Origin of the sequence: Niallia sp. FSL W8-1348, from assembly GCF_038006745.1 — a bacterium.
Lineage (GTDB): Bacteria > Bacillota > Bacilli > Bacillales > Cytobacillaceae > Niallia > Niallia alba.
This window is the reverse complement of the sequence record NZ_JBBOVV010000002.1, coordinates 561,771-587,587: the sequence shown is the minus strand read 5'-3', so window position 1 is coordinate 587,587 and position 25,817 is coordinate 561,771. Positions and strand designations below refer to the sequence as shown.

The window sequence follows — 25,817 nt, the reverse complement described above, 5'->3', positions numbered from 1 at the left end:
GCCTGTTTTCTAAAGGATTGTTGTTTTTTCAATAGAAAAAAAGAATTAGTTGGAAAAATGGAGCAGCCGGAATATACGAAGACGCCACGGGGATTAGCGAGACAGCCTGAGACCCCGGAGGCGAAGCTGAGGAGACTCAGCGCGAGCCCCACCCCCACGGAAAGCGAAGTGTATTCCGGCTGTGGGTAATCGCAACAAACTTTACGAAAACAGCCTTTCTAAAAGATCGGTATTCTTTCAATAGGAAAAAGCAAAGGAGAAAAAAGAATGTTTGATCCCACTGCCTTTGAAAATATGAGAACAGTGATGGAAGGTCTTATTTATGACCGCGATTTGGATGGGGATATCATCGTCCTAGATCGTAATGATTTATTTAACAGTAGTAAACTCGCAAGGAAGTATACAATAACATTTCGATTGAAAAATCAACAAAATGCAAAAGTAATGTTTGAATTATTTGCTGATTTACATAATTTATCGGCAGAACTTTTAGCTACTAAAAATAAGAAAAGTTTAATTGGTGCTTCCATCTATATTCATCTATTTTTAAAACATAAAAAGGACACAGAGATTTATACACTGTTACAGCATACATTAGAAGATATTTGGGGAAAGGACATGAAGATCATCCAAGAAGTTAGTTTCTATCCCCTTGATTCTGATGATATTGTCCATAATCATATTACCATTGATTTTAAACGCTTAATTACAGAAGAACAGATTGATGATATGATAACCATGATGGAATTTATGGAAAAAACGTTACATTCGTTGCAATCTCATGATTCATTATTAACTGTATAAGGAGAATGTTGTATGAGCATTTATGATTTCGAAGTAAAAACGATGGATGGAGAATTGCGCTCATTAAGTGATTATAAAGGAAAAGTCTTATTAATTGTAAATACAGCAAGTAAATGCGGGTTCACTCCCCAATTTAAAGAATTGCAGGAGCTGTATCAAGCATATAAAGAAAAGGGCTTTTCCGTGTTGGGTTTCCCGAGCAATCAGTTTATGAATCAAGATCCTGGAACAAATGAAGAGATTAAAACATTTTGTGAAATAAACTTTGGTGTAACCTTTCCGATGTTTGCAAAAGTTGATGTAAATGGCAAAGAGGCAGATCCACTATATCAATTTTTAACAAAAGAAGCACCTGGAGCATTAGGTGTAAAAGCGATTAAATGGAATTTTACAAAGTTTCTAATTGATCAAAATGGAAAAGTGCACGAACGGTATGCACCAAGTACGAAGCCTTCAGAAATAATAAAGGATATCGAAAAGCTATTGAACTAATATAAAAAGGGAGTCTAATCATTTTTAGTGAACAAGCTTATTTCACTAAAAATGATACTAGATTCCCTTTTTTAAAACCATTAACGATAGGAGAAAAGGCGAATAAAGCCGCTTTTTTTCTGCTTTGTTTCTTTTTCACTCACTATTGATTGTTTCGTTTTTCTCGATTTAGCTAGATTTTCTTCTTTTCCTTCTAGAACTACTGGATTTTCTAAAAATGCAATTTGTTTTTCTTGGCTTTCAATATGTTCCTGCTGACGTTCAATATGTTCCTGTTGCTTTTTTAATTGCTGGACTAAAACTTGATTGAAATTTTTTTGAAGTTCCAATTCTTCTTTGATTGTTTGTAAATCCTGAAGAATTTTTTCCGTGGCATCCGTGGCAATTGGGATAGAGGCGGGAACAGGACTTGTAAGCTCATCTTCAATTTGTCTTAGAGACATTTGTTTTTCATTACGCATTTGTTTTACTTTGACTAAAATATCCAAGCTTTTTTGGTCAAAATATCGATAGCCATTTTCGCCAATAACGACGGGAATGAGCGTTTTTAATTCTCGTAACCAGTTTCGTACAACCCCAGGACCTTCTTCAATATATTCTGCCGCTTCTTTCACACTTAATAATTTTTCTTCTTTAATAGAAAGTTCTTTTGTTTGTACACTTAACATTTTATACACCCCTCAATAATAAATAATTGATACTAAACCATTGGCTAGAAGGACGTTTAAAAGACTTGTATGTATAAATTTCTAGATAGACAAAAAAAATCCTTTGACGACCTTTGTCTAGTTTTGTTGGATTATCATTTAAATTATTAGAAAAATTATTATTGCGATATCTTTACAAAAATTCTTAATAATAATACGATAGAAACGGAGCGTTGGAAAAACATTCCTATAATTGAGGAAGGAGGAGATAGCTATGAAACATAATAAAGAAGTTAATGTACAAACAAAAATTCAAAATAAGAGGAATGAGGGTTCTTAGTGGAAAAAGTACAAGAAGATTCACAAACAATAAAAATTGTCAGCTATCACGATGGATTGGCTCGTAATGTGGCGGATATGTGGATGAAGAGTAAAGATTCATGGGGAGGAACAGGAAAAACAGAAGAACAAGTGCGTGATCAACAGCAAAGCTCAGATAATCTTGATACTTTCTTAGCGGTTCTTGGAGAGGAAGTAGTCGGATATTGTGGACTTTCTGTTTATAAAGAAGATGTAGGAGCATTGTATGTCCCCTTGTTAAATGTTCGTCCAGACTTACATGGCAAGAAAGTAGGAAAAAAATTATTATTACATGCCCTTAATGTGGCGATAGAGCAAAAATGGCCGAGGCTAGATTTATATACATGGGCAGGTAATTTAAAGGCGGTTCCGTTGTATAAACGATGCGGTTTCTTTTGGGAGGATAATGACAAATACACACACTTAATGAATTTCATCCCAACAGTTAGAAATGATGATTTACTAAATCATTATTTAAAAGAGATGGACTGGTATGCAGATTTGCAAAGAAATCTGGATATAAAGCCAGATGGAGTGTTGGAAAATGGCTTTACCCATTATGAATATATTTGGCAAAAAGAGCAGGAATCCGTTATTGTAAAATTTGAAAAGACAGGTAGAGGGATCAGCTCTATTGAAACAAAAGATTTTCAGATTGAATTAACAATGAAAAATCATGAATGTATAGAAGAAATAGAGCATCAAGTCTATTTAAAAATAAAAAATAAGACGACAAATCTCGTTTCTCTGCAAGCTTTGGCAGAAAACCATGGCAGAATTCAATGCAGTTTTTCTAAAACAATAGAGGTAAAGGCGAACGAAGAACTATCCTTTCCAGCGTCTTTTGTGATAGCAGAAGGGGTAGAACCTGTGGAAGGAAAAACGTTTCCAGTATTAAAAGTTGCTCTCAGCATAAATGGTATGAAGACTAGTTTACAAGTAGGAGTCTTACCTAAATCGCCACTTTCTATAGAGACAAAGGAAATAGAGGCTATTTTAGCTAAAGGAATGAATACTTATTTAGATTTAGAGGTAAAAAACAATTTAGATAAAGACATTACCGGAAGACTTACCATTCCAACGAATGAGCACTTGCATTTTACGGGTGATAAGTTTACTTTCACACTAGCAAAAAAAGAGAAAAAATGGATACGAATTCCAGTCCGAGTGAAAAATTGTGGTAGTTTTAAAGAAAGGTTTACATGTGAAATTTTTGAAGTTGAGCAGGAAGTATTAACGATCGAAAAAGAAATTAGCATTGGCTTAAAGGGAATTGGAGAACAGTTTATCGTTGAAAATGATAAGAATTGGAAGGTATACAATGGTCCACATCAATTTTCGATAAATAAAGTAGACCAAACGACGGAAATTGTAGATACAGACTTTGCTATATTTGCACCATCCATTGGTAAACCTTTTTCAAATGAGTTGTCTAAACAAAAACCTTATCAGGTGAGTACAGCAAAAACTGGGAATAGTATTGCTTTAAAGCTATTCTTTAAGTCTAGTGACTATCCTGGTATGGATATTATTCTAACGAATCAACTATTCGCAGAAGGTTTTATTAAACGTTGGGTAACGGTTACTAATAATAGCTTGGTAAAAAAGGAAGTTAGCTTACAGGAAACATTTTATGATTCTTGGCAGAATCTATATTTTCCTATAAATGGTAGAGTTGTTTTCTTTAATGAATGGAATACCGTACTTCCATTTGAATTAAACTCGAAAGATATAACAGGAAATTGGTATTTTTCTTCTAAAGGCTCTATTCCATTTGGAGTCGCATGGGATAAAGATGCCCACATCAAAATGGACAATTGGAAAATGCATATCGAGTCTACTCGCGAGCTCAGAATGAATGAATCATTCGATTTTTCACCTATTTGTTTGAACATCGGCGCTTATCGTAAATGGCAACAGTGGGAGTTAGCTTCTGAAGGAATGATGAGAGAGCGAGAAAGCACGGTTGTCCAGGAAACGGTAGTTGAGTTTAACGAAGGAAATCTTATTTTAAATAAACATAATGACTTGAAAGTAAAGGTGAAAACCTTTAGAAATCAACCGTTAAATGGAGATATGGCAATTACTATTAATGAAAAGCAAGAAGATCCATTCCCGATTAATTCAGAGGAATCGGAAATATACCAAATCATGCCCCAGAATGCTGTTCAGACAGGTATAAATAAAATTCAAACAACTATTTCCTTGCCGACAAAGGAAATAGACACAGATGGTTTGTTTTTTGTGCCAAGTGAAAGGGATATTACAACAGAAAGTTTAGAAGAAGAAGGATTAACTGTTTATCGTGTTTCAAACGGGATAGTGTCTTTTAAAGCTTCTCCTGATTATTATCCAGGTGTTTATTCACTAGAAGTAAATGGGAAACAATGGCTAGACCATTCCTTTCCTAAACCTATTGCAAAAAGCTGGTGGAACCCATGGGGTGGCGGCATAAAAAATGGACCACCGGATTTAAATGCATTTTCCTTATTAAAGGAAGTGACAACTTGTGAGTTTACTAGTTTAAAGGATATTCATCAAAATGAATGGTCAGGTTTGAAGCTAGTAACAACAATTCAGCATCATCATAAATGGAAGGGACTTAAGTATGTTCAATATTTTGTCACAATGCAAGGCTTACCTTTACTTATAACTTTTGTAGAAATAATAGATGATGCGGGCAATCGAATGGCAGAGGAGAATTGGCATACAAACCTGTTTATAACCTGTAACGAACAGGAAAAAAGTGTGCTCCATATTAAAGATGATAAAGTGAGAAATAAACAATTTATGGTGGCTGACGAAGAACAAGAAGTCAATATAAAGGATCATTACTATTTATCGCTAGGAGCAGAAAAGCTTTACTATATCGCAAGTGATCAATCAAGAGATATAGAGTTTTATAGTAATAAGGATGCGATACAGTTGATTTCCTTTGCTAAATGTAAAAGAACAAATAATCGCTTACTCACAGAACCAAACTATTTATTGTTTACAAAAGAAGAAATTTCTCCATCTTTAGTTGATCAAGTGAGAAGAATAGGATTTTAAGAAAGGGAATACATGGATGAAAATAATTGATGCCCATATACATTACTCAAGTATAGAATCGTTTAAAGATACGGCGAAGAATCTTTCTTTTGTAGATTATAGTTATGAAGGAATTAAAAAAGAAATGAAGGATGCTAATATTGTCCTTGCGATTGGAATGGGGGTTACAGAAACTCCACAGATGGGTTTTCCTGATTATCATGCACAAACACCGATGGGGCTAGATTTAGATTTATTGATTCCTGAAAATGTAGTCTATTGTGCTGGCATAAATCCATATGATATGGATGTGTCGGCACAGGAAAGGCTTGAGATTGAGATTCAAAAGCCGAATGTGGTTGGAATTAAAATTTATTTAGGCTATTATCCGTTTTATGCTTATGATGAAGTGTATGAACCAGTATACAAACTTGCAGAGAAGTATCAATTACCAGTCGTTTTTCATACAGGAGATACTTATTCGGAGAGAGGATTTTTAAAATATGCTCATCCTTTAGCTATTGACGAAGTGGCTGTTAAGCACCGTGATGTTAATTTCATGATGGCCCATTTTGGTGATCCATGGACATTGACTGGTGCCGAAATAATTTATAAAAATTCAAATGTGTATGCAGATTTATCTGGTTTAATCGTTGGAACAGAGAAAGAACTGGAAGAGGCTCATGAAGGGATTTTTCTTGACCATTTGCGCCATGCCCTCGTTTTTTCTCATTCATATGATAAGCTGCTTTTCGGCACAGATTGGCCGCTAGCTCCATTTGCTCCATATATCAACTTTGTTAGAAAGCTAATACCTGAAGTTTATCATGAGGATGTATTTTATCGAACAGCATTGAAAGTATTTCCCAAAATAAAACCTTTTATAAGCACAGAATAAGGTTTTAATAGAGATGAAAAAGCTAAGTTGGAATGGTGAAACAGTTCCGACTTGGCTTTTTGTATATGGAGTGTGACACTCTTTCTTATTCGAAAAACTAGTTTTCATGATACAATATGTTCATAATAGGATTGCTGGATGTGAAATGAAATGAATATTATTACCAAAGTAGAAAAATTGGTGAAACTAGAGATGGAAAAAGATACAAGCGGCCATGACTGGTATCATGTTGATAGAGTTCGGAAAATGGCTTTATTGCTCTCCGAAAAAGAGGGAAATGGCTATTCCAGGTCAATCGAGCTTGCCGCGTTATTACATGATATTTCAGATGAAAAATTAAATAATTCAAAAGAAGAGGGTCAACAGAAGTTGGCTAACATTCTAGCATGTATTTCGATAGATAATCACGAGAAGGAGCAGATTATCACCATCATATCATCGGTTGGTTTCAAAGGGGGAAATGGGATATTTCCCGAAAGCCTAGATGCAAAAATAGTTCAAGATGCTGATCGATTAGATGCAATCGGAGCACTTGGTATTGCTAGAACATTTGCTTACGGTGGAAGCGTAGGAAGTCCTATTTATGATCCTTCCTTATCGATAAGACAAAAGATGACAGAAGAGGAATATCGGAAAAATAACTCTTCATCCATTCATCATTTCTATGAGAAGCTATTAAAAATCAAAAACCTTTTACATACAGATAGTGCTAGAAAAATCGCAGAAGCAAGGCATCTGTTTATGGAAAGTTTTCTACAAGAATTTTATAAAGAATGGAATGTACAAGATGAAAAGTATTTTAATTGAAAATGTAACAAAAACATATGGAGAGAAAAAATTATTTGAAAACATTTCCTTTTCGATAAGTGAAAAGGAACGTGTCGGTTTAATTGGCATAAATGGTACTGGAAAATCTTCTTTATTAAAAATCGTTGTTGGTATTGATCTTCCAGATGAAGGAGAAATAATAGCACCGAAAGATTATCGGATTGCCTATTCTGCACAAAGTCCGGAACTAAGCCCTGAGCTTACTGTTTTAAATCAAGTATATGCTGGTGATGCGCCAGTGTTATCACTAATTAAAGCGTACGAAGCGATATTAATAGAAATCAACAATGATCCGGAAAACAATCAGCTTCATGAAAGGCTGTTTGATCTGCAAAAAAGAATGGATGCCTTAAATGGCTGGGAAGTTCATACAAATGCAAAAACTGTACTAATGAAGTTAGGAATTACTAATTTTGAAAAGAAAGTTGGAGAATTGTCAGGGGGGCAAAAGAAAAGAGTAGCTTTAGCGCAAGTTCTTATTCAAGAGCCAGATTTACTAATTTTAGATGAACCAACAAACCATCTTGATTTTGAGGCTGTTAAATGGTTGGAAGACTATTTAAGCAGATATACTGGTGCGCTTTTATTAGTAACACATGATCGGTATTTTTTAGATCGTGTCACAAATAGAATGTTTGAACTCGATGGAGGAAATCTCTATAGCTATAAAGGAAACTACGGTGATTTTTTACAAGCGAAAGCTATTCGGGAAGAAAATGAAGCAGCGACGATTGACAAACAAAAGAATTTATTTAGAAGAGAATTAGAATGGATTAGAAGAGGAGCAAAAGCACGTTCTACAAAGCAAAAAGCAAGAATTCAACGGTTTGATGCTTTGGATGATACATTGGCTAATGTTAAAGCAAAAGACAAACTGGATATCTCCCTTAAAGGAAGTAGATTAGGAAAACAAGTCTTTGAATTGGTTGACGCAAGCAAATATTTTGAGGATAAAATTATTTTGGATAACTTTAATTTACTTGTAAAACCGGGAGATAGAATTGGGATAATCGGTAAAAATGGAACGGGTAAATCAACTTTCTTAAATGTATTAGCAGGCAAGATATCACTTGATTCTGGTGAAAGAGTGATTGGGCAAACCGTAAAAGTTGCCTACTATACGCAAGAAAGTGAAGATATGGATACTTCTAAAAGAATGATTGAATATCTAAAAGAAACAGCAGAAATAATCGAGGCATCAGACGGTAAAGTGATTACAGCTGCACAGATGCTGGAAAGATTTTTATTTCCTCCCCATACACATGGTACTATTATCGGAAAGTTATCTGGAGGAGAAAGACGACGACTTTATTTATTAAAAATACTTATGGGGGAACCAAATGTTCTTTTATTAGATGAGCCGACAAATGATCTGGATACACAAACTCTAATGGTGCTTGAAGATTACTTAGATGACTTCAAAGGAGTCGTTATTTCTGTATCCCATGATCGCTATTTCCTCGATAAAGTTGCCGAACAGCTGTTGATTTTAAAGGGAAATGGTGTAATAGACACATATTATGGAAATTATAGTGAATATTTAGAGGTAGAAAGAAAAGAAGAACAACAAATAAAAGAAAAATCGGAAACACCAGTTCAAAGAAAGGAACCAAAAGAGAAAAAAGTAAAGCTTAGCTATAACGAACAGCGAGAATGGGCATCCATTGACCAGGACATTGAAAACGTAGAAGAGCGACTAGCAAGCATCGAAACAGAACTAGCCGAAACAGGCAGTGATTTTGAAAAAGCTGCTCAATTAATGAAAGAACAAGAACAGTTAAATGAGAAATTAGAACATCTTATTGAGCGATGGAGTTATTTATCCGAAATAGCCGATATGTCGTAAGAGTTATTTACTTACAAAATGTCTTCAGTATGCTAGTACTCATTTGATTGCTTATACAAAAAAGGTAATGGAGTTTTGGTAAGCATTATATCATGGCGAAAAAAGACAATACGAAAGCTATTTCTTTTAAGAAAAGGAATAAATCATGATAATATAAGTGTTGTAAGAAGAGGGGGATGGATTATGAGAATTATTTCTATTGAACCAACACCAAGTCCAAATACTATGAAAATTAACTTAGACCAAGAGTTGCCAATGGGAAAGAGTAATAATTATAAGGGAGATAATTCATCGGAAGCACCAGAATTAATTCAAAATATCCTTTCTATTGAAGGAATTAAAGGTGTCTATCATGTAGCTGATTTTCTAGCAGTGGAAAGAAATGCCCGCTATGATTGGAAGGAATTACTTTCAAAAGTGCGCAATGTCTTTGGGGAGGACGAAGCTGCTGAGGAAGTGCAAGAGATAAATGAGCACTTCGGAGAAATCAACGTTCAAGTTCAAATGTATAAAGGTATACCAATGCAAATTAAATTATCAGATGGCAATGAAGAAAGAAGATTCGGCTTACCTGAACTATTTATACAAGCCGTTTCAGCAGTGCGTACTCCTGAAGATAATGTTGTGATGACAAGAAAATGGAAAGATTTTGGCGTGCGATATGGGGAATTTGAGGAAATTGGTAATGTTATGATTGAAGAACTCGTTGCTGCATATCCACAAGAGAGGATTAATGCAATTATTGAACATGCTAAAAATCCACAAACAGAAGCAAGCGAAAAACCTATACGAGTTAGAACTAAACTAACTTTTGCAGATTTAGAAGATCCTGATTGGAAAGTTCGATATCAAAAACTAGAACAAAGCGAAGATCCTACAGTAGATGATATCTCCGTTTTAACGAAAGCACTGGATGATGAAAAACCATCTATTCGCAGACTTGCAACTGTTTACCTAGGCATGATTGAGGATACTGCCGTTCTTCCTTCTTTATACAAAGCTTTGAAGGATAAAACAGTAACTGTACGACGAACAGCAGGCGATTGTTTGTCCGATTTAGGATTTCCTGAAGCGATGGAAGAAATGATGCAAGCACTAGATGATAAAAGCAAGATTGTTCGATGGAGAGCAGCGATGTTCTTATATGAAGTTGGGGATGAAAGAGCCCTTCCGGCATTAAAAGTACATGAAAATGATCCGGAATTTGAAGTTAGCTTGCAAATAAAATTGGCAATTGAACGAATCGAATTAGGGGAAGAAGCGAAGGGGTCTGTATGGAAACAGATGACGGAAGCAAGAAAATAAACAGGTTTAAAAGATTGCAGGAAGACCATTTCTAATGTATATTAATGGGATATAATAACACGGATATTGGAGGGATTTAGTATGTCAATGGCATATGATGAGTATATGAAACAAGTGGTAAAACCGATGAGAGCAGAACTAACACAAGCGGGTTTTGAAGAATTGCTAACAGAAGAAGCAGTGGAGCAATTTATCGAAACAAACAAAGGAACTTCTTTAGTAGTCGTTAATTCAGTTTGTGGCTGTGCTGCAGGTTTAGCAAGACCAGCTGTTACACAAGCAGTGCTTGCTTCAGAAAAGAAACCAGATCAATTAGTAACAGTGTTTGCTGGTCAAGAAAAAGAAGCAACAGCAAAAATGCGTGAATTCTTCGGTGATATCGAGCCATCTTCTCCATCAATGGCATTAATTAAAGATAATCAAGTCGTTCATTTCATTCATCGCTACGATATTGAAGGAAATACAATGGAAGCAATAATGGAAAACCTAGTATCAGCTTTTGAACAATATTGCTAAACAAAAATAGTTCATGGAAAAAGGGTTTACCTTTTTTTCATGAACTTTCTTTTTAGACTCTTATTGTATATTAGTGAGCCACTGAAAAAGTTTTTTTTTTTCGAACGAAATGAAGAGCAAGCATATTTGAAAGTGAAAATAAGGTTGGTTTGGAGAGGCTTGGCGCTCGCCCCATGGAAAGCGAGCGGACGCCTCGGAAAACCAATCCCTCATCTTATGTTTAAAAAGTGGCTATTGTCCATCATCATTAACTAGCCAGTTTTTCAGTGCCCTCTATATTAGTAGGATATAGATAAGAGTTCTCTGGAATATTTGAATGACTTGATAATAATGCAAAATTTCATTTAAAACATCTACTTTCAACAAACAATAAGAACGGTTTTAACATTCCGTTAAAAATCTGTATTATAAAGAATTTAGGAGAAAAAACATGCTTGTAACAACCGCAGGTAGAACAAATAATGAAATGCAGATGCTTGCAAAAAGAATTGCAGCTGAATTTAACTGCAAATTTGTAGTTAGAGAAAAAGTATCTATCGACTACTTAAAACTACAATATCAGTCAGATATCCTTGTTATCGGAAAAAATCGTTTTGAATTTTATCCATTTGATATAGCACAACCATTCTTTTTTCATCCAAATTCAGCTGTGTTTCGAATTAAAAGACTAATAAAAAAGGAATCAGATCCATTTATCACAGCAAGCAATTTAAAAAAAGGAAATAGTTTTTTAGATTGTACTTTAGGTCTTGCTTCCGATAGCATTGTTGCAAGTTTTGCAGTGGGAAGTAATGGCTATGTAGAGGGGGTAGAAGCAAACAATGTGATTGCATTTCTGGTGGAAACGGGGTTAAAAGAATGGGAGACAAATCACTCTGCAATAGATGAAGCGATGCGAAGGATAGTAGTGAAGCATTCCAATGCGTTAGATGTGCTAATCAAAAAAGAAGATAATAGTATAGATTGTGTCTATTTTGATCCCATGTTTGAAGAAACTATTTCATCTGCTGGAATCCATCCTTTAAAAAAACTAGCCCATTATGAAGAGTTAAGAGAAGAAATAATCCATCATGCAAAGCGTGCTGCAAAAGAGAGAGTAGTATTGAAAGATCATTTTAGAAGCAGGAGATTTGAGCAGTTCCAATTTGAGCAGCAAAAACGTAAAACAGCAAAATTTCATTATGGAATTTGGCTAAAAAATGAACAATGAAAAAATAATCTATATATATAGGATAATAGTAGAAGATATACTAGTAAATAATATATACTTAAACTATCACTAGTGTTGCATTAATTTAAATTCACTATTAAAAATACTCAAAATGTTCAATATTATTATTTTGCGCAAAGAAAAAGTCCTTTATAATGGATTAGTCAGGTGGTAACCCGTCCAAATCCACTAAAAAAGGACCATCACATGGACAAGATTACACGAAAAACTTCATTTGGACAATGGTTTTCACCTATAAATCTTCAATTATTTGAAGAAAACGTGAAAACGATGAAATTAGATTACTATACGAAAAAATTAACGACAGAGTCATTTCTAAAATTACTACTTTTTGCGCAGCTACAAGAAATTGAAAGTCTGCATGCGCTGGGTGATTGTCTTTTCGATGACCAGCTTCAAAAAGGGATAGACCTTGATTCTATTAGTATTTCTCAGTTGTCACGGCGGTTAAACGGCATAAACCCTGATCTATTTCAAAGGCTTTTCCTTGATTTAGTGTCACAAATTCATGCCAAAACGCATTACACGAAACTCGTGATGCCGTTAAAAATCATTGATTCAAGCACATTGCCACTTAATTTGACCAATCATAAATGGGCTAAATTCCGCAAAACAAAAGCAGGTGTAAAGTTACATTTGCGCCTTGTGTTTATGGAAAAGGGTATATCCTATCCTGAAAAGGCCGTTATGACAACGGCAAAAGAACATGACCGTGGTCAGCTTGAAATCATGGTGGATGACAAGGAATGCATGTATGTGTTTGACCGTGGTTATCTAGACTACGAGCGCTTTGATCGCATGACTGATGATGGCTACTTCTTTCTTTCACGGCTACGCAAAAATGCAGTCATACGGAACGTTTACGATTTTAAGCTACCCAAGGATACAGCTGTTTTATCAGACCAAATGGTGTTGATAGGTACGACTCAAAACCGTGCTGAAAATTACTTTCGGCTTCTAAAAGTGATGGACTCAAAAGGAAATGAACTTCATTTAATTACAAATCGTTTTGATTTAAGCGCCGAAGAAATTTCAGAAATGTATAAATCACGGTGGGCAATTGAGCTGTTTTTTAAATGGATCAAACAACATCTCAGCATCAAAAAGTTCTACGGTCAAAGCGAATGGGCGATTCAAAATCAAGTATTTATCGCACTAATTGTTTTTTGCCTACATGTTCTCGTGCAAATCGAGACCAGAAGCAAGCGAAAAACCTTACAGATTAGCCGTTATCTAAGGGCTGCATTGTGGAAACCAGCGAATGTTTGGCTTCGAAAGATTGAAGGAAAAGCCATCCCTTAAATATGCAAATTGTCGTCGTTGCAAAAGTCTAATTGTAAATAAATTTCCAAATGGATGGGGCCACCTTTGATTGGGTATTTACTTTTTTGCCTCTAAACAGGGAAGGTGAGTAAACTGAAAATTATGACACTATTTATGCAACACTAGTGTTAAACTATTAATAATTTTTATCCCACTCTTAACGGACAGTAAGACTCCCCCCCCTCAAACTTATGAGAATACGAGGAAGATAAGTGGGAGATCAACTGTCCGTAAAGGTCTGATTGGTTCAACTAACCATCAGTGAGAGATGAAGAAAAACCCCCACTGATGGAATTTTCACTTTATTACATATTCAAAATCATCAGGATGAACGGAAAGCGAGGTGTAATAAATGCCTAATTGGATTCGTAAAAGCCTGGTCGTATTTGTTTCTATTTTAACTTTTGGTCTTGTTTCTCCATCACCGGCTACTTTTTTTAATAATAATAACGATAATGACAAAAAACCAATTGATGAAAGAGAAATGCCTTTTGCTAGAGAAAGTGTGGAAGAAGAAGCTGTATTGACAGATAGTACAGAAGAATACTTCACACGAGAAGCTTTTATTAGCAAAATGATGAAAGAAGCGGAAGAACAAAGCTATTTAAAATTTGGACCAAAGATTAAACCAGTAATTGAAGATGAGTTTCGCTTAGTCGTTCTCCCTAATATGGAAAAAGCAATTAATGAAGTAACAAGTATTTTTCCAGAAGAAGAATTAAGCTATTTAACGGTCACAGAAATTCCATCATCTGGTACAAGTGAACGAATCTTTCACATAACAAGAGAATATGAGGATATTATCCGTTTTCATGTAAGAAGGGATCGCCCCCCACAGGAAGGGTATTATTTTAACTTCCATTATCATACGTATCATGATCAATTCCAAACTCACTATACACTTGGAGAAATATATTGGAATAAAAATACTCCGCCAAAGTGGATGAGTTAAAAGGAAAGACTATTATCAAAAAGATTGGATCTGTGATTATATTTTAAATTGAGAGTGGATTGAAGCAAAACATGCTTATTCCTGTTGCAAGAAGAGGAAAGGTCTGGAATATGATTTCTAGCTTAATTTCATAAAAAAATGACAAAATATATGAAAGCAGTCTAAGATAAAAGAAGATGAAACTTTTTCTAATATGATTACGTAGAGAAACTATACTGAAAAATTTGGAGGTAGTAATATTATGGCAATTAGTTTATCTAAAGGACAAAAAGTAGATTTAACAAAAGGAAATCCAGGTCTGTCAAAAGTAATTATCGGATTAGGATGGGATGTAAATAAATATGATGGCGGAAATGACTTTGATTTAGATGCATCTGTTTTTTTACTTGGAGAAAATGGAAAAGTAACAACTGATGCAGATTTCGTCTTTTACAATAATCCAACTGGTGGTAATGGAGCAATTGTTCATTCAGGAGACAATCGTACAGGAGCTGGGGACGGTGATGATGAACAAATCATCGTTGATTTAAAAGGTATTCCTGCTAATATTCAACGTGTTGCTTTTACAATTACAATCCATGATGGAGAAAATAGAAATCAAAACTTTGGACAAGTTTCTAATTCTTATGTCCGTATTTTAAATGAAGAATCAAATGAAGAATTAATCCGATATGATTTAGGAGAGGATTTTTCCATCGAAACAGCATTAGTTGTTGGTGAATTATATCGTCATAATAATGAGTGGAAATTTAGTGCCATTGGCAGTGGATACCAAGGCGGTTTAGCCACATTAGCAACTGACTTCGGTCTGCAAATTGGCTAATATTTTTAAGCATATTTTAGGGGGAAACAAGTTTCATGGGAATATTTGAGACGATTATTGATACATATGCACAGTTTTTTAACTGGCAAATGTGGGGAGAGGTATTAACAGACCCAGTTAGCTGGGGTTATATTGGAACACTTGTAATATTAGAAGGGTTGCTGTCGGCTGATAACGCATTAGTGCTTGCTGTTATGGTTAAGCATTTACCACCAGAGCAAAGAAAAAAAGCATTATTTTATGGGTTATTAGGTGCTTATTTATTCCGCTTTATAGCTATAGGTATTGGTGTTTATTTAATCGAATTCTCATGGGTAAAAGTACTCGGAGCGGCATATTTAGCATATCTTGCTATTAAGTATTTTGTGGATCGTAGAAAAGCAGCTAATCAAACGGAAGAAGAAGAAGACAACAAAGGAATCAATAAAAACGGGATTCTTATCCGTACATTTGGTCTATTTTGGGGAACCGTAATTTCAGTAGAATTAATGGATATTGCTTTTTCTGTAGATAGTGTTTTAGCAGCATTTGGAGTAAGTAACCAAGTTTGGGTGTTATTACTAGGTGGTATTCTTGGCGTTCTTATGATGCGTGGTGTAGCGGGTGTTTTCCTAAAATTAATTGATAAAATTCCCGAGTTGGAAGCAACAGCTTACATCCTCATCTTAATTATTGCGGTTAAGATGTTACTAAGTGTTTTTGAAATTCACATCGATCATGTTTATTTCTTCGGATTGTTAGTATTAGCATTTGGTGCAACTTTCATTGTCCATTTTAGAAATAAAAAGAAAGCGGAACAACAAGGAGAAGCTTAAACTATTCCTAAGGATATTTCTAGTTGCTTGTTACCGTTACTACTAGAAATATCCTTCTTTCTATTAGGCTGTTTCTTAGAAGATTGTTGGTCAAATAGGAGTAAGGCTCTAATAAGAAAAAACGGAGCAGACTGAATACATATAGACTCATGCAAGATTAGCGAGATAGGAGCGTCGAGGAGAGACGCACCACTCGCACGATGGAAAGTGTAGTGTATTCACTCCAGTTATAGCAACAAACTATAAGAAGTCAGCCTTCTATTAAAAGAAAAAAGTTTTTATTTGTACCCTTCGCCTATATACCTGCCTTGTAAAAAACCTTCACATGCTGTAATAGGCAGCAATCAAACTCCGTTAACTATCTTATCTAAAAGTAATTATTTTCAAAAAATGAATCTTATTGTAAAATAGTAATAATTCCCTATACGTATATACTGTTTTAATTTTCAGAATAGTTTATAAAATGGATGTTATTATAAGTGAATGGAGCAAAGGAAATGAAATTATTCTCTGACTTAAATAAAAAACAAATCGAACGTCTTTTCTTTAAATTGCCAGAAGAGGTGTTTAGTACTTCGGAGAAGGAAGTATTGTCCTATGCGCTTGCTTCAACCCTATATATGCCTGCCACAAGACCAAATATTTATCATGATTTGTTAATAAAAAAGCATCCTGCTTTAACGTCTATGGTTATTTGCTTGGAGGATTCTATAGGCGATCATGAAGTGGAGGTGGCAGAAAGAAAATTAGTAGAAGAGTTAACGCATATTTACCAAGCGCTAGAAGAGGGAGTCTTAGTGAAAAATGAACTACCACTGATTTTTATTCGAATTCGTTCTGTTGCTCAGTTCTTGAAGATTATGCATGCGCTTGGTGACAAAATAGCTTTACTAACTGGAATTGTTATTCCAAAATTTGAAGCAGTAGCAGGAAAGATCATCTTAAAGGAAGTAGAAAATTATAATAAACTAGGACATTGTTTATATGCCATGCCGATTTTAGAAACCAAGAAAATAATTGAAAAGGAAACGAGGATGGAAGAGCTGCTCTCTATAAAAAAAGTCCTCGATCATTATAAGCATCTCATCTTAAATGTACGCATTGGTGCCACTGATTTTTGCGGATTATATGGGATTCGCAGAAACGCTGAAACAACGGTTTATGATATTGCTATTATTCGAGATTGTATTTCTGATATTGTTAACCTATTTACACGCGCAGATAGTGCTTATGTTGTTTCTGGGCCTGTGTGGGAATATTTTACGACTAAAGAAAGAGTTCTGATTCCACAATTAAGAGAGACACCTTTTCGCAAGCGGTATGGAAAAGCTGGCATGAATATGCGAACTCAACTTATAGATAAGCATATGGATGGATTAATTAGAGAAGTGATGATGGATATTACAAATGGATTAACAGGGAAGACCATTATTCATCCAACACATATAAAGCCAGTACAGGCCTTAAATGTTGTTTCTTATGAAGAGTATTTAGATGCTTGCAATATTATTGATAGTAGCAATGGTGATATAGGTGTGATGAAGAGTAGTTTTTCAAATAAGATGAATGAAATTAAACCGCATTTCTATTGGGCTCAGAAAATTATATTAAAATCAAAGGTTTACGGGGTGTTTCATGAAGGAACTACATACATTGACTTACTTAAACAAGAAAATTTCATTACCAATCATTAATGATTTACAGATGAACATTACAGTAGAAGAAAACCCATTTGATCTTCCTATAGAGGATTTTTTTAAAATGGCGGCAAGAATTAATAAGAAGCGGGCATTTTTATTTGTCAGCAAATTATTAGGTAAGCATTTACCGATTGAACCGAATAAAGGTCTATTGACGGGGTTTTTGCTTGCAGCGAGATATGAGGAAATTATTACTGGAAATGTCTCATCAAAAAGAGCTGAGTTGATGACTATTTATCGGAATTCCTCTTTGCATTTTATTGATGAGCCATTTATCGGTAAGGAAGTATCTAATCCTATAATTATCGGATTTGCAGAAACAGCAACGGCATTAGGACATTCCTTTTACAAAGCTTTTCAAAACGCTGTTTTTTTTCATACAACAAGAGAAAACATAAATGAGCTAGTTCCAATCATTTCTTTTGAAGAAGAGCATTCACATGCTACTTCCCATCGTTGTTATGTTAAAGATGAAATCCTTGATAATCAACGAGAAATCATTCTGGTCGATGATGAATTAACAACGGGCAAAACCGCAATCAATATCATCCGGGATTTACATAAGAAATATCCCAGAGACAAATACAGCGTTGTCTCCATCTTAGATTGGCGCTCTAATGATTGGCAGTTGGAAATGAAGGCTCTCGAACAGGAATTGGACATAACAATTCAAGTAGTTTCTCTACTTAAAGGAAATTTTGAGCTAGTTGGAGAACATACGGATTTAGTTTTGCAAGAAGAGATACTAGGAATGATGGTAGAGGAACCTCTAATCGAATATATAAGTTTAGAAGATTTTGCGAAAGAGCGAATAGTTTCTACAACATCTACTAGCCTAGCAGGAATTCGAAATGAATTTGGCTACTTAAAGGATACAGGGAGATTTGGTATCCATACAGATGAAAGAACAGATGACTGGATTAGACAAGCTGCCAATGATCTAAAAAAGAAGCGCTTGGGAACGACACTTTGTGTAGGAACAGGAGAATTTATGTATATACCTATGAAGCTAGCAAGTTTTATGGGGGAGAATACATATTATCAATCAACTACAAGAAGTCCGATTTACCCAAATGATGAAGAGCACTACGGAGCTATGACGGGATTTCGTTTTACGAATCCAGAAGATGACGATGTAATAAATTATTTATACAATATTAAAGCTAATCAATACGATGATATCTTCTTATTTTTTGAGAGAAAAGTGAGCGGTGAAAGATTAAATGAGTTACTAGCTAAATTGAAAGTTATTCAAATGAAAAAAATAAATATCGTATATTTTAGTGGGAGGTAAAGAATGAAAATAAACGCACAACAAAAAGTAAAGTTTGGCTCCTATGATAAAGAAGATGTTATCTTTCTTTTAAAAGATTTAAGTGGAATTTCTTTAGAAGGATCTACCGAAGACCGAGAAAAAAAGATCCAAGGCGGAGCGCATTATAGTGAGACTTTACCAATTGAATATAATCCACCAGAACATTATTTGCAGTTGTTTTGGGAAACTCTTCATGATTATAAAGACAAAGTAGCCCGTAGTATTGCCATCGTGGCAGAGCAAATTTATCAAAAACATAGAGAACAAACGGTATTAGTTTCTTTGGCAAGAGCAGGGACACCTATTGGGATTTTAATCAAACGCTATTTGAAATGGAAGTACAATGTATCATTACCACACTATAGTATATCCATTATAAGAGATAGAGGCATAGATGAAAATGCTATTCATTATATGCTAGAAGCGCATAAAGGGTATGCCCTACAGTTTATCGATGGCTGGACAGGAAAAGGGGCTATTTCGATTGAATTAACGAAAGCATGTGAGATATTTTATCAAAAATATCAAGTCCGTTTAGATGATACTTTAGCCGTTTTGGCTGATCCAGGTTATTGTACAACACTTTATGGAACACGAGAAGATTTTTTGATTCCAAGTGCTTGTCTGAATTCAACCGTATCAGGTCTTGTAAGTCGTACTGTCTTAAATGATGCCTATATAGGACAAGCTGATTTTCATGGAGCGAAATATTATCAGGAATTAGAGCCTTATGATGTATCGAAAGTATACTTAGACAAGATTACAGAGGCTTTTCAAAAGGTAAATCCAGCTTATATAGCGGAGAAGATTAGCGCAAACCATCTTGATCAAACCGTGGATTTTAGAGGGATGCAAGAAGTTCTTGCCATTAAGGAAGAGTTCCACATTGATAGCACGCATTATGTAAAACCAGGTGTAGGAGAAACAACAAGAGTCTTATTAAGAAGAGTACCATGGAAAATTTTAATGAAGGATCCAGACAGTCCATATGTAAAACATATTGTTATGCTTGCAAAAGAAAGAGGCGTAGAAGTTATCCCCTATCCTAATATGAGCTATACTTGTTGTGGATTGATTAAAAAGGTTGTGCAAGAAGGATGAAATTATTTGCATCAGATTTAGATCGAACATTAATTTACTCGAAACGTGCTTTAAATGAAATGGAAACTCCGTGGAATCCACAGATGATTGGGGTAGAAGAGAAAAATGGTGAGCACGTTTCTTTTATGACGAAAGAAAGCTATCATTTGTTGAAAGAAATTGCTGCTAAGCATCTCTTCGTTCCTGTAACAACAAGAACCTATCAGCAATATAAGCGGATTTTTATAATGGAAAAAGAAATTCCTGTTACCTATTGTGTAACGAGTAATGGGGCAAGGATTCATTATCAGGGAGTAGTTTTGAAGGATTGGGATGAAACGATTCAACAGCGTTTAAAAGCAGATTGTTGCGAAAAAGAGGAAATATTAGAGAAACTTCAGCAGTATGCTCTTGATGGTGAATTAAAGATTGCCGATAATCTTTTCTTTTATTATGTATTAAATGCAAAAATAGACCAGGATAATAAGAAAGAAATAACCAAATTAGCAAGTGATCATGGCTGGAATATCTCTTTACAAGGACGAAAACTTTATTTTATGCCTAGTCCTATTTGTAAAGGCAAGGCCATTTCGTATATAAAAGAAAGAGAAGGAGCAGAGCAAACAATCGGAGCGGGTGATTCATTATTAGATTCTCCCTTCCTAAATGTTTGTCAAACAGCTTATATTCCATGTCATGGAGAGCTGACATTGGAAGAATCAAGAAATGCGACACATGTATTAACAAATCAAAAAGGTGCATTTGCCGGAGAAGAAATTGTGAGAAATGTTCATAAACAGTTTGTTTTTTAAGCAAAGGTTGAAGGCGACCGCAAAACGATCGCCTTTAGTACATGATTTCTAATTAATAAGGGAGTGTAAAATAGTAATGAAGGTTTACATTGATGATAAAATAATCATCAAAATTCATCTGGGGGATCTTTTATCCATTTGAGCAATAAACAATATATCGCAACAAAGAATAAATAACTGCAAATAAATATAATAATCCCAAATAAAATGGATTCGAAAAATATAGCCATAAAAAAACTAATAATAAGAGAAATAAAGATTAAATCAACAAATACATACATATTAGAGGAAAGAACATTTTGTACATAATTTAAATCTGCTTCAATTTCATGATACGTGTATTTTCGAAAGAATGATCTCATAGTTAGCACCTACTCGCCTATTGTACTGTATTATATGCACACTCAAAAGCTTTGGTGCTTAAATCAATGGAATGTAGAGGGAAAGTAAAAAATATTGTTGAATAGCCTTTAGTCCTTTTATAAAAAGGTGAAACTTTTGTATGAGTAAAATGTTTGTGGGAGATGTTGTACCCTGTTTCTCAATGGATGGGGCGTAGATCCATCCATTGAGAAACAGGTCACCAAACGGAAGTGCGGTAGATGGAAAATAAAATCAAATGAAAAAAGGACTCTCTTCTTGTATAGTAAAGTCTGCGAAAACCACAAATACAAGGAAGAGGAGTCCTATGAAAAAAGATACCATACAATTACCCACATTAAAAGAACTGGAAAAAGATTTATTTGTTATGCTTCAAAAGACATTTGGTGAAGTTCTCACGAAGCAACTCGAAGAAATGGATCAACAGATTGCAGAAAATAGAGATAAAAAGAGATTTTACCTTCAGGATAAGCGAGCCGTAGAGATGGATACTTCATTCGGTTCTATTATCATCAATCGGAATTACTATAGGGACAGGGAAAAGGGTGGATACGTTTATCTCCTTGATCACTATTTAGAGTTTGAGGGGTCAAAAGGTTTCAGTCCCCTAGTTGAAACGATGGCAATGGAAATGGCAGTTCAAGGTACATCCTATCGTCATGCTTCCTCCATGATTGAGAAACTACTAGGTTACAAAGTAATCAGCCATGAGACTATTCGTCAACACCTTCTACAAACAGAAGTTACTTTCGTCAAGCCGACCGACCAATTGAGGAAAGTGCTCTTTGTAGAAGTAGACGGACTATATGTGAAAAGGCAACGTGGAAAACGACGTGGGCGGGAAGAAAAGATTGCTTCCGTACATGAGGGCTGGATAGTCAACGGGAAACGAACATCCTTAATCGCAAAACGTCACTATGTCCACAAAGGTAAAGAAGCGTTCTGGGAAGGATTTGAGCAGTTCTTAATAGATAATTACAACTACAATCCGAGTGAACATCACCTCGTAATTAATGGGGATGGAGCCCAGTGGATTACGGCTTGTCAGGATCACTATAAGAATGCATTCTTTGTCATCGACCGATTCCATGTAGCTCGTGAGGTTAAAACGCTTTTCAAAGGCCATAAGAGATATAGAGTCATTCGTAAGAAACTGGCTCAATATGATGCGAAAGGATTCCTAGTGGAACTTAATAGTGCAGTTGGTACTCTTGAAAACGAAAAGAAAGAAGAACGGTTAGAAGAGTTCATACAACAGCTGTCAAAATATCCTCAGGCCCTTGGAGATTATCGCGAATGGTTGAAGGAAAAAGACATAGACACAAGCCACTATCGTCCAATGGGAAGTGCGGAAGGAACGATGAGTGTATTCGCTAAACGGCTTAAAAACGGCCGCAGCTGGTGCGATAAAGGAATACAAGCATTTATTGACTTTATGGTTGGTATGAAGGATGAATTAGAAATCAAGACGATTTTAGGACGAATTAACCCTAACGATCAAACCGCTTCTGTTTCTCAGCCAAAATATTATGTGGAAAAGTTAAAGAGTTCAGTCGGAGAGCTAACAAGAAATAATTTATCATATTTAAATCGGCAAAAAGGAAAGCCGATATACCATGCTTTACAAGCCTTACGAGGTTTTTAAAAAATGAAGGAAATGAACAAAAACAAAACTAAATTGTTTAGATAACGCTTTCATTTAGGTGGGAAATATAACTAAATAAGAGGGGAGTTTTTCTATCCAAAAAAAACTCCCACAAAAACTTGACTCAATCGAAACTTTTTTATGAAAAAATCGTAAAGAAATATAGAGTAGAATATTTAGTGTTAACGTATAGCTATGCTATGATAAAGGTAGATATTTATCTTTGGTTTAAAATTAGGAAGTGGAGATAATGAACAAAGACTACTATACAATCAATAACGTATTACTTCCTTTGTCTAAGGAAAATTGGTTTGATATCTTGTTAAAACCAATTAACGAACGACCGTTATATGATACGAATAACCGTATTTATACTTTTGGTCAGGCAGTAATAAAATTATTAGGAATATCATTAGACGAGGATGAATATTATAATCAGCTGTATAATTGGATACATAAAGACAATACTGGTTTACACTTGCTAACCGATGAAACACTGGATAGGACAATTGATAATCAGCATTTTCAATCGATTCAAAAAGTATTTAATCGGATGCATGAGCAAAATTTGTCCATTAATCGATTTGTTGCTTTTCTTGACGGGGAGAATGTATTACTGAAATCTTCCGTTCCTGCTATTCATCGGAAATTGCGAGAAAGCTTTATTAAAGTCATTCAGCATTTTGCTGAAATTGAAGAAAATGGATTGAAGAATAATGATTTAAGAAGATTAGTAGTTGATGTTGTAAAATGGTCGATTAATCATTTGCAACCTGCCCTGGAAGACAGTAAGGTCAGTGAAAATATGCCTAAGTTTCTTTGGTATGGAGATGCGAATAAAAGTCAGTCCTATTTTATTTATTATCTCCTTACATTTGGGTGTGACATTGTTATTGTCCATCCAAGAGGGGAGGATATTCTGGGAAAATTGAAGCTGAATAAGGAACTGTTTTTTCAGCATCAATATCCGCAAAATAAAGAGCCAGAAAGCTTTCCCGCAGAGGAGCGAAAAAGAACAGCAACCGTAGCTTATCGGGCATCGAGGGAAATTGAGAGTATTCTTCACCACGAAGGATCCAATCTTTATAAGCCATGGCAATTTAGAGACTATATCCCGATATCCATCACATTAAAAACGACGTATGATGAAATATTTCTCTTGGAGAAAGAACTCGCTATGATTCGGCCAAACTTTAATGTAATGAATGGAGAAGTGCATATCCCTTCCGTTTTTGCTAAAATATTTGGTGTTAGTAAAAATAGAAAAGAATACTGGGATCGAATACATGGAATAGTCAATAAAGAAGAAACATTATTAATAAATAATTTTCCGTTTACAAGAGCGATTGTTAGTGATTACCGATACCATTATCGTGGGGCTTTAGGAAGAGATGGTATCCTTGAGACAGAAAAGATGATGACAGCGCATTATTGGAGTTATAAACAGCTGCCAGCTGGCTTGCAAAAGGGAATTGCTACTGCCATTTCAAGAGTTTGCGCAAGACCAGCACTTAAGAAACAGTCTAATGAATCAGATGAGGATGTGGCAATTTTTCTATTTTCACAATGTTTACTCATTCCTGATGAATTTTTAAAAATGCTGCAAAAATTTGATTACTCTCAAGAGGTACCAAGTATCGTATTATTTAAAACAGAGAAAAATGGTGTATTTACGAGAGAAGATGCAGCAATGTTACTTCTAATGAATGCATTAGGTGTGGATGTGATCCTCTATAACCCACCAGGCCATGTAGATATGGAGACCTTTACGAAAGACACGCTTTTTGATGTGCATTGGTTAGAAGATGTTGTGTTTGATATGGAATATAAAGAGCCATCCTTTCTAAAAAGAGGCATATTTAGCGGGTTTTTAAAGAATAGAAAAGGAGAATAAAAGATGAATATGCAACCATCGAATATAAATAATGAAACCAACCAAGTTACTGAGTTATTAACAGCAGAAAAAGTATCAGAAATCAAATTAGCGCTTAGAAATGAGCCAGAGGTACAAAAATTGGCTCAGTCTATAGATGAAAAGGATCAAATTCAAATACTTGAATTTGGTAAAGAACCTGCGACACAAATTTCTAAATTCTCCGATAAAATCCTTAATAATATGAGAACAACAAAAGTGGAAGACTCTGGTGAATTATTAAAACAACTTGGCAGAATTATGGATAAATTTGATAAAAAAGATTTTGAAGACACATCAAAAGGCTTCTTGGGTAAACTGTTTAAAAAAAGTGAAAAAATCATGGAAAAGCTTTTTGGAAAATACCAGTCTATGGGCCAAGAGATTGATAAAGTATATGTAGAAATTTCGAAATATCAAAATGAAATGGTTGATTCTACAACGATGCTCGATGAAATGTATGAGCAAAATTATCAATATTATCTTACTTTAGAAAAATATGCTGTTGCAGGGAATATGAAATCAGAAGAATTAAAAATGCAAGTACTTCCTCAAGTAGAGGCAAAAGCTATTGCTGGTGATCAGCTAGCTGGTATGCAACTCGATTCACTCAGAAATGCAATCGAGCTATTGGACCAGCGTGTTTATGATTTGGAAATGGCAAAAATGGTCGCTTTGCAAACCGCTCCACAGATTCGCTTATTACAAAGAGGAAATACGAAATTAATTGGCAAGATTAATTCAGCTTTTGTAACCACTATTCCTATTTTTAAAAATGGTCTTATTCAAGCTGTTGCAGCAAAAAGACAAAAATTAGTCGCAGATAGCATGAGTGAGTTGGACAGAAGAACGAATGAGATGCTTGTTAAAAACGCGCAAAATATTTCACAGCAAAGTGTTGATATTGCAAGACTGGCAGGCAGTCCGAGCATTAAAATAGAGACAATTGAAGAATCCTGGAATATTATCATAAAGGGTATGCAAGAAACAAAATCTATTGAAGAAGAAAATAAACGCCTGAGAGAAGAAGGCACAAAGAAATTAGAAGAATTACAAAATAACTTTAAGCAAATGAAGCTGCAAGGGTAATTCATTTTCAATT

At 34.9% G+C, this 25,817-nt stretch carries 22 protein-coding genes; 20 read left to right on the top strand and 2 right to left on the bottom strand.

Translation table 11 applies throughout. From position 1 onward, the window contains the following. The first annotated feature begins 267 nt into the window (after positions 1–267). Both NST60_RS21345 and NST60_RS21340 read left to right on the top strand, forming a co-directional pair. Entirely contained in the window at positions 268–804 is a 537-nt protein-coding gene (locus NST60_RS21345) for a hypothetical protein (RefSeq protein ID WP_169188746.1), read from the top strand. A 12-nt stretch (positions 805–816) separates the two neighbouring features. Continuing rightward, complete coding sequence (locus tag NST60_RS21340; RefSeq protein ID WP_169188745.1) at positions 817–1,296, top strand: glutathione peroxidase; 480 nt, start codon at positions 817–819, stop codon at positions 1,294–1,296. A gap of 80 nt (positions 1,297–1,376) precedes the next feature. Here the strand turns inward: NST60_RS21340 and NST60_RS21335 are convergent, their stop codons facing one another. After that, complete coding sequence (locus NST60_RS21335; RefSeq protein WP_016203115.1) at positions 1,377–1,964, bottom strand: MerR family transcriptional regulator; 588 nt, start codon at positions 1,962–1,964, stop codon at positions 1,377–1,379. Between the two features lie 318 nt (positions 1,965–2,282). Between NST60_RS21335 and NST60_RS21330 the strand changes: the two genes are divergently transcribed. The 15 genes from NST60_RS21330 to NST60_RS21260 all read left to right on the top strand — a co-directional run bounded on the left by NST60_RS21330 (position 2,283) and on the right by NST60_RS21260 (position 20,777). Continuing rightward, on the top strand, positions 2,283–5,354 hold the full coding sequence (locus tag NST60_RS21330) for a GNAT family N-acetyltransferase (protein ID WP_254415340.1): 3,072 nt from the start codon (positions 2,283–2,285) through the stop codon (positions 5,352–5,354). 16 nt (positions 5,355–5,370) lie between these two features. After that, on the top strand, positions 5,371–6,231 hold the full coding sequence (locus tag NST60_RS21325; protein WP_016203116.1) for an amidohydrolase family protein: 861 nt from the start codon (positions 5,371–5,373) through the stop codon (positions 6,229–6,231). A 150-nt stretch (positions 6,232–6,381) separates the two neighbouring features. Beyond that, complete coding sequence (locus tag NST60_RS21320; protein WP_169188743.1) at positions 6,382–7,038, top strand: HD domain-containing protein; 657 nt, start codon at positions 6,382–6,384, stop codon at positions 7,036–7,038. Next, positions 7,019–8,905, top strand: coding sequence for an ABC-F family ATP-binding cassette domain-containing protein (locus NST60_RS21315; RefSeq protein ID WP_341100095.1), 1,887 nt, complete (start codon positions 7,019–7,021; stop codon positions 8,903–8,905). Before NST60_RS21320 ends, NST60_RS21315 begins: the two co-directional genes overlap by 20 nt. A 183-nt stretch (positions 8,906–9,088) precedes the next feature. Then, complete coding sequence (locus NST60_RS21310; protein WP_016203119.1) at positions 9,089–10,210, top strand: conserved virulence factor C family protein; 1,122 nt, start codon at positions 9,089–9,091, stop codon at positions 10,208–10,210. A gap of 81 nt (positions 10,211–10,291) precedes the next feature. After that, on the top strand, positions 10,292–10,726 hold the full coding sequence (locus NST60_RS21305) for a BrxA/BrxB family bacilliredoxin (protein ID WP_016203120.1): 435 nt from the start codon (positions 10,292–10,294) through the stop codon (positions 10,724–10,726). Positions 10,727–11,156: 430 nt separating this feature from the next. After that, the gene (locus NST60_RS21300) at positions 11,157–11,936 is read left to right on the top strand and encodes a class I SAM-dependent methyltransferase (protein WP_169188740.1); all 780 of its coding nucleotides are present in this window, start codon (positions 11,157–11,159) and stop codon (positions 11,934–11,936) included. Between the two features lie 207 nt (positions 11,937–12,143). Then, positions 12,144–13,259 (top strand): IS4 family transposase, encoded by a 1,116-nt coding sequence (locus tag NST60_RS21295; protein ID WP_169187985.1) that lies wholly within the window; start codon positions 12,144–12,146, stop codon positions 13,257–13,259. Between the two features lie 373 nt (positions 13,260–13,632). Then, entirely contained in the window at positions 13,633–14,232 is a 600-nt protein-coding gene (locus NST60_RS21290) for a YpjP family protein (RefSeq protein WP_016203122.1), read from the top strand. Between the two features lie 241 nt (positions 14,233–14,473). Further along, positions 14,474–15,055 carry a TerD family protein gene (locus NST60_RS21285; protein ID WP_169188739.1) on the top strand — a complete coding sequence of 194 codons (582 nt, stop codon included), beginning with the start codon at positions 14,474–14,476 and terminating at the stop codon, positions 15,053–15,055. 35 nt (positions 15,056–15,090) lie between these two features. Then, positions 15,091–15,870, top strand: a complete 780-nt coding sequence (locus NST60_RS21280; protein ID WP_016203124.1) for a TerC family protein — start codon at positions 15,091–15,093, stop codon at positions 15,868–15,870. 497 nt (positions 15,871–16,367) lie between these two features. Then, the gene (locus NST60_RS21275; protein WP_169189688.1) at positions 16,368–17,564 is read left to right on the top strand and encodes an HpcH/HpaI aldolase/citrate lyase family protein; all 1,197 of its coding nucleotides are present in this window, start codon (positions 16,368–16,370) and stop codon (positions 17,562–17,564) included. After that, the gene (locus tag NST60_RS21270) at positions 17,506–18,864 is read left to right on the top strand and encodes a phosphoribosyltransferase family protein (RefSeq protein WP_205835619.1); all 1,359 of its coding nucleotides are present in this window, start codon (positions 17,506–17,508) and stop codon (positions 18,862–18,864) included. Before NST60_RS21275 ends, NST60_RS21270 begins: the two co-directional genes overlap by 59 nt. Before the next feature lie 3 nt (positions 18,865–18,867). Further along, positions 18,868–19,986, top strand: coding sequence for a cysteine protease StiP family protein (locus NST60_RS21265; RefSeq protein ID WP_016203128.1), 1,119 nt, complete (start codon positions 18,868–18,870; stop codon positions 19,984–19,986). Further along, positions 19,983–20,777, top strand: a complete 795-nt coding sequence (locus tag NST60_RS21260) for an HAD family hydrolase (protein ID WP_101731003.1) — start codon at positions 19,983–19,985, stop codon at positions 20,775–20,777. Before NST60_RS21265 ends, NST60_RS21260 begins: the two co-directional genes overlap by 4 nt. A gap of 107 nt (positions 20,778–20,884) precedes the next feature. Here NST60_RS21260 and NST60_RS21255 read toward each other — a convergent pair whose 3' ends face one another. Continuing rightward, positions 20,885–21,139 (bottom strand): hypothetical protein, encoded by a 255-nt coding sequence (locus NST60_RS21255; protein ID WP_016203131.1) that lies wholly within the window; start codon positions 21,137–21,139, stop codon positions 20,885–20,887. Between the two features lie 326 nt (positions 21,140–21,465). Between NST60_RS21255 and NST60_RS21250 the strand changes: the two genes are divergently transcribed. From NST60_RS21250 to NST60_RS21240, 3 genes are all read left to right on the top strand, one after another. Continuing rightward, positions 21,466–22,803, top strand: coding sequence for an ISLre2 family transposase (locus tag NST60_RS21250; RefSeq protein ID WP_169187606.1), 1,338 nt, complete (start codon positions 21,466–21,468; stop codon positions 22,801–22,803). 250 nt (positions 22,804–23,053) lie between these two features. Continuing rightward, positions 23,054–24,697 (top strand): YceG family protein, encoded by a 1,644-nt coding sequence (locus NST60_RS21245; RefSeq protein ID WP_169188737.1) that lies wholly within the window; start codon positions 23,054–23,056, stop codon positions 24,695–24,697. Positions 24,698–24,706: 9 nt separating this feature from the next. After that, complete coding sequence (locus NST60_RS21240; protein WP_101731387.1) at positions 24,707–25,804, top strand: toxic anion resistance protein; 1,098 nt, start codon at positions 24,707–24,709, stop codon at positions 25,802–25,804. The last annotated feature ends 13 nt before the right edge of the window (positions 25,805–25,817 follow it).

Bases quoted from the DNA above. Each gene is read 5' to 3' on its own strand.
- NST60_RS21345 (WP_169188746.1), top strand. From the start codon at position 268: ATGTTTGATCCCACTGCCTTTGAAAATATGAGAACAGTGATGGAAGGT.
- NST60_RS21340 (WP_169188745.1), top strand. From the start codon at position 817: ATGAGCATTTATGATTTCGAAGTAAAAACGATGGATGGAGAATTGCGC.
- NST60_RS21335 (WP_016203115.1), bottom strand. From the start codon at position 1,964: ATGTTAAGTGTACAAACAAAAGAACTTTCTATTAAAGAAGAAAAATTA.
- NST60_RS21325 (WP_016203116.1), top strand. From the start codon at position 5,371: ATGAAAATAATTGATGCCCATATACATTACTCAAGTATAGAATCGTTT.
- NST60_RS21320 (WP_169188743.1), top strand. From the start codon at position 6,382: ATGAATATTATTACCAAAGTAGAAAAATTGGTGAAACTAGAGATGGAA.
- NST60_RS21315 (WP_341100095.1), top strand. From the start codon at position 7,019: ATGAAAAGTATTTTAATTGAAAATGTAACAAAAACATATGGAGAGAAA.
- NST60_RS21310 (WP_016203119.1), top strand. From the start codon at position 9,089: ATGAGAATTATTTCTATTGAACCAACACCAAGTCCAAATACTATGAAA.
- NST60_RS21305 (WP_016203120.1), top strand. From the start codon at position 10,292: ATGTCAATGGCATATGATGAGTATATGAAACAAGTGGTAAAACCGATG.
- NST60_RS21300 (WP_169188740.1), top strand. From the start codon at position 11,157: ATGCTTGTAACAACCGCAGGTAGAACAAATAATGAAATGCAGATGCTT.
- NST60_RS21295 (WP_169187985.1), top strand. From the start codon at position 12,144: ATGGACAAGATTACACGAAAAACTTCATTTGGACAATGGTTTTCACCT.
- NST60_RS21290 (WP_016203122.1), top strand. From the start codon at position 13,633: ATGCCTAATTGGATTCGTAAAAGCCTGGTCGTATTTGTTTCTATTTTA.
- NST60_RS21285 (WP_169188739.1), top strand. From the start codon at position 14,474: ATGGCAATTAGTTTATCTAAAGGACAAAAAGTAGATTTAACAAAAGGA.
- NST60_RS21280 (WP_016203124.1), top strand. From the start codon at position 15,091: ATGGGAATATTTGAGACGATTATTGATACATATGCACAGTTTTTTAAC.
- NST60_RS21275 (WP_169189688.1), top strand. From the start codon at position 16,368: ATGAAATTATTCTCTGACTTAAATAAAAAACAAATCGAACGTCTTTTC.
- NST60_RS21270 (WP_205835619.1), top strand. From the start codon at position 17,506: ATGAAGGAACTACATACATTGACTTACTTAAACAAGAAAATTTCATTA.
- NST60_RS21265 (WP_016203128.1), top strand. From the start codon at position 18,868: ATGAAAATAAACGCACAACAAAAAGTAAAGTTTGGCTCCTATGATAAA.
- NST60_RS21260 (WP_101731003.1), top strand. From the start codon at position 19,983: ATGAAATTATTTGCATCAGATTTAGATCGAACATTAATTTACTCGAAA.
- NST60_RS21255 (WP_016203131.1), bottom strand. From the start codon at position 21,139: ATGAGATCATTCTTTCGAAAATACACGTATCATGAAATTGAAGCAGAT.
- NST60_RS21250 (WP_169187606.1), top strand. From the start codon at position 21,466: ATGAAAAAAGATACCATACAATTACCCACATTAAAAGAACTGGAAAAA.
- NST60_RS21245 (WP_169188737.1), top strand. From the start codon at position 23,054: ATGAACAAAGACTACTATACAATCAATAACGTATTACTTCCTTTGTCT.
- NST60_RS21240 (WP_101731387.1), top strand. From the start codon at position 24,707: ATGCAACCATCGAATATAAATAATGAAACCAACCAAGTTACTGAGTTA.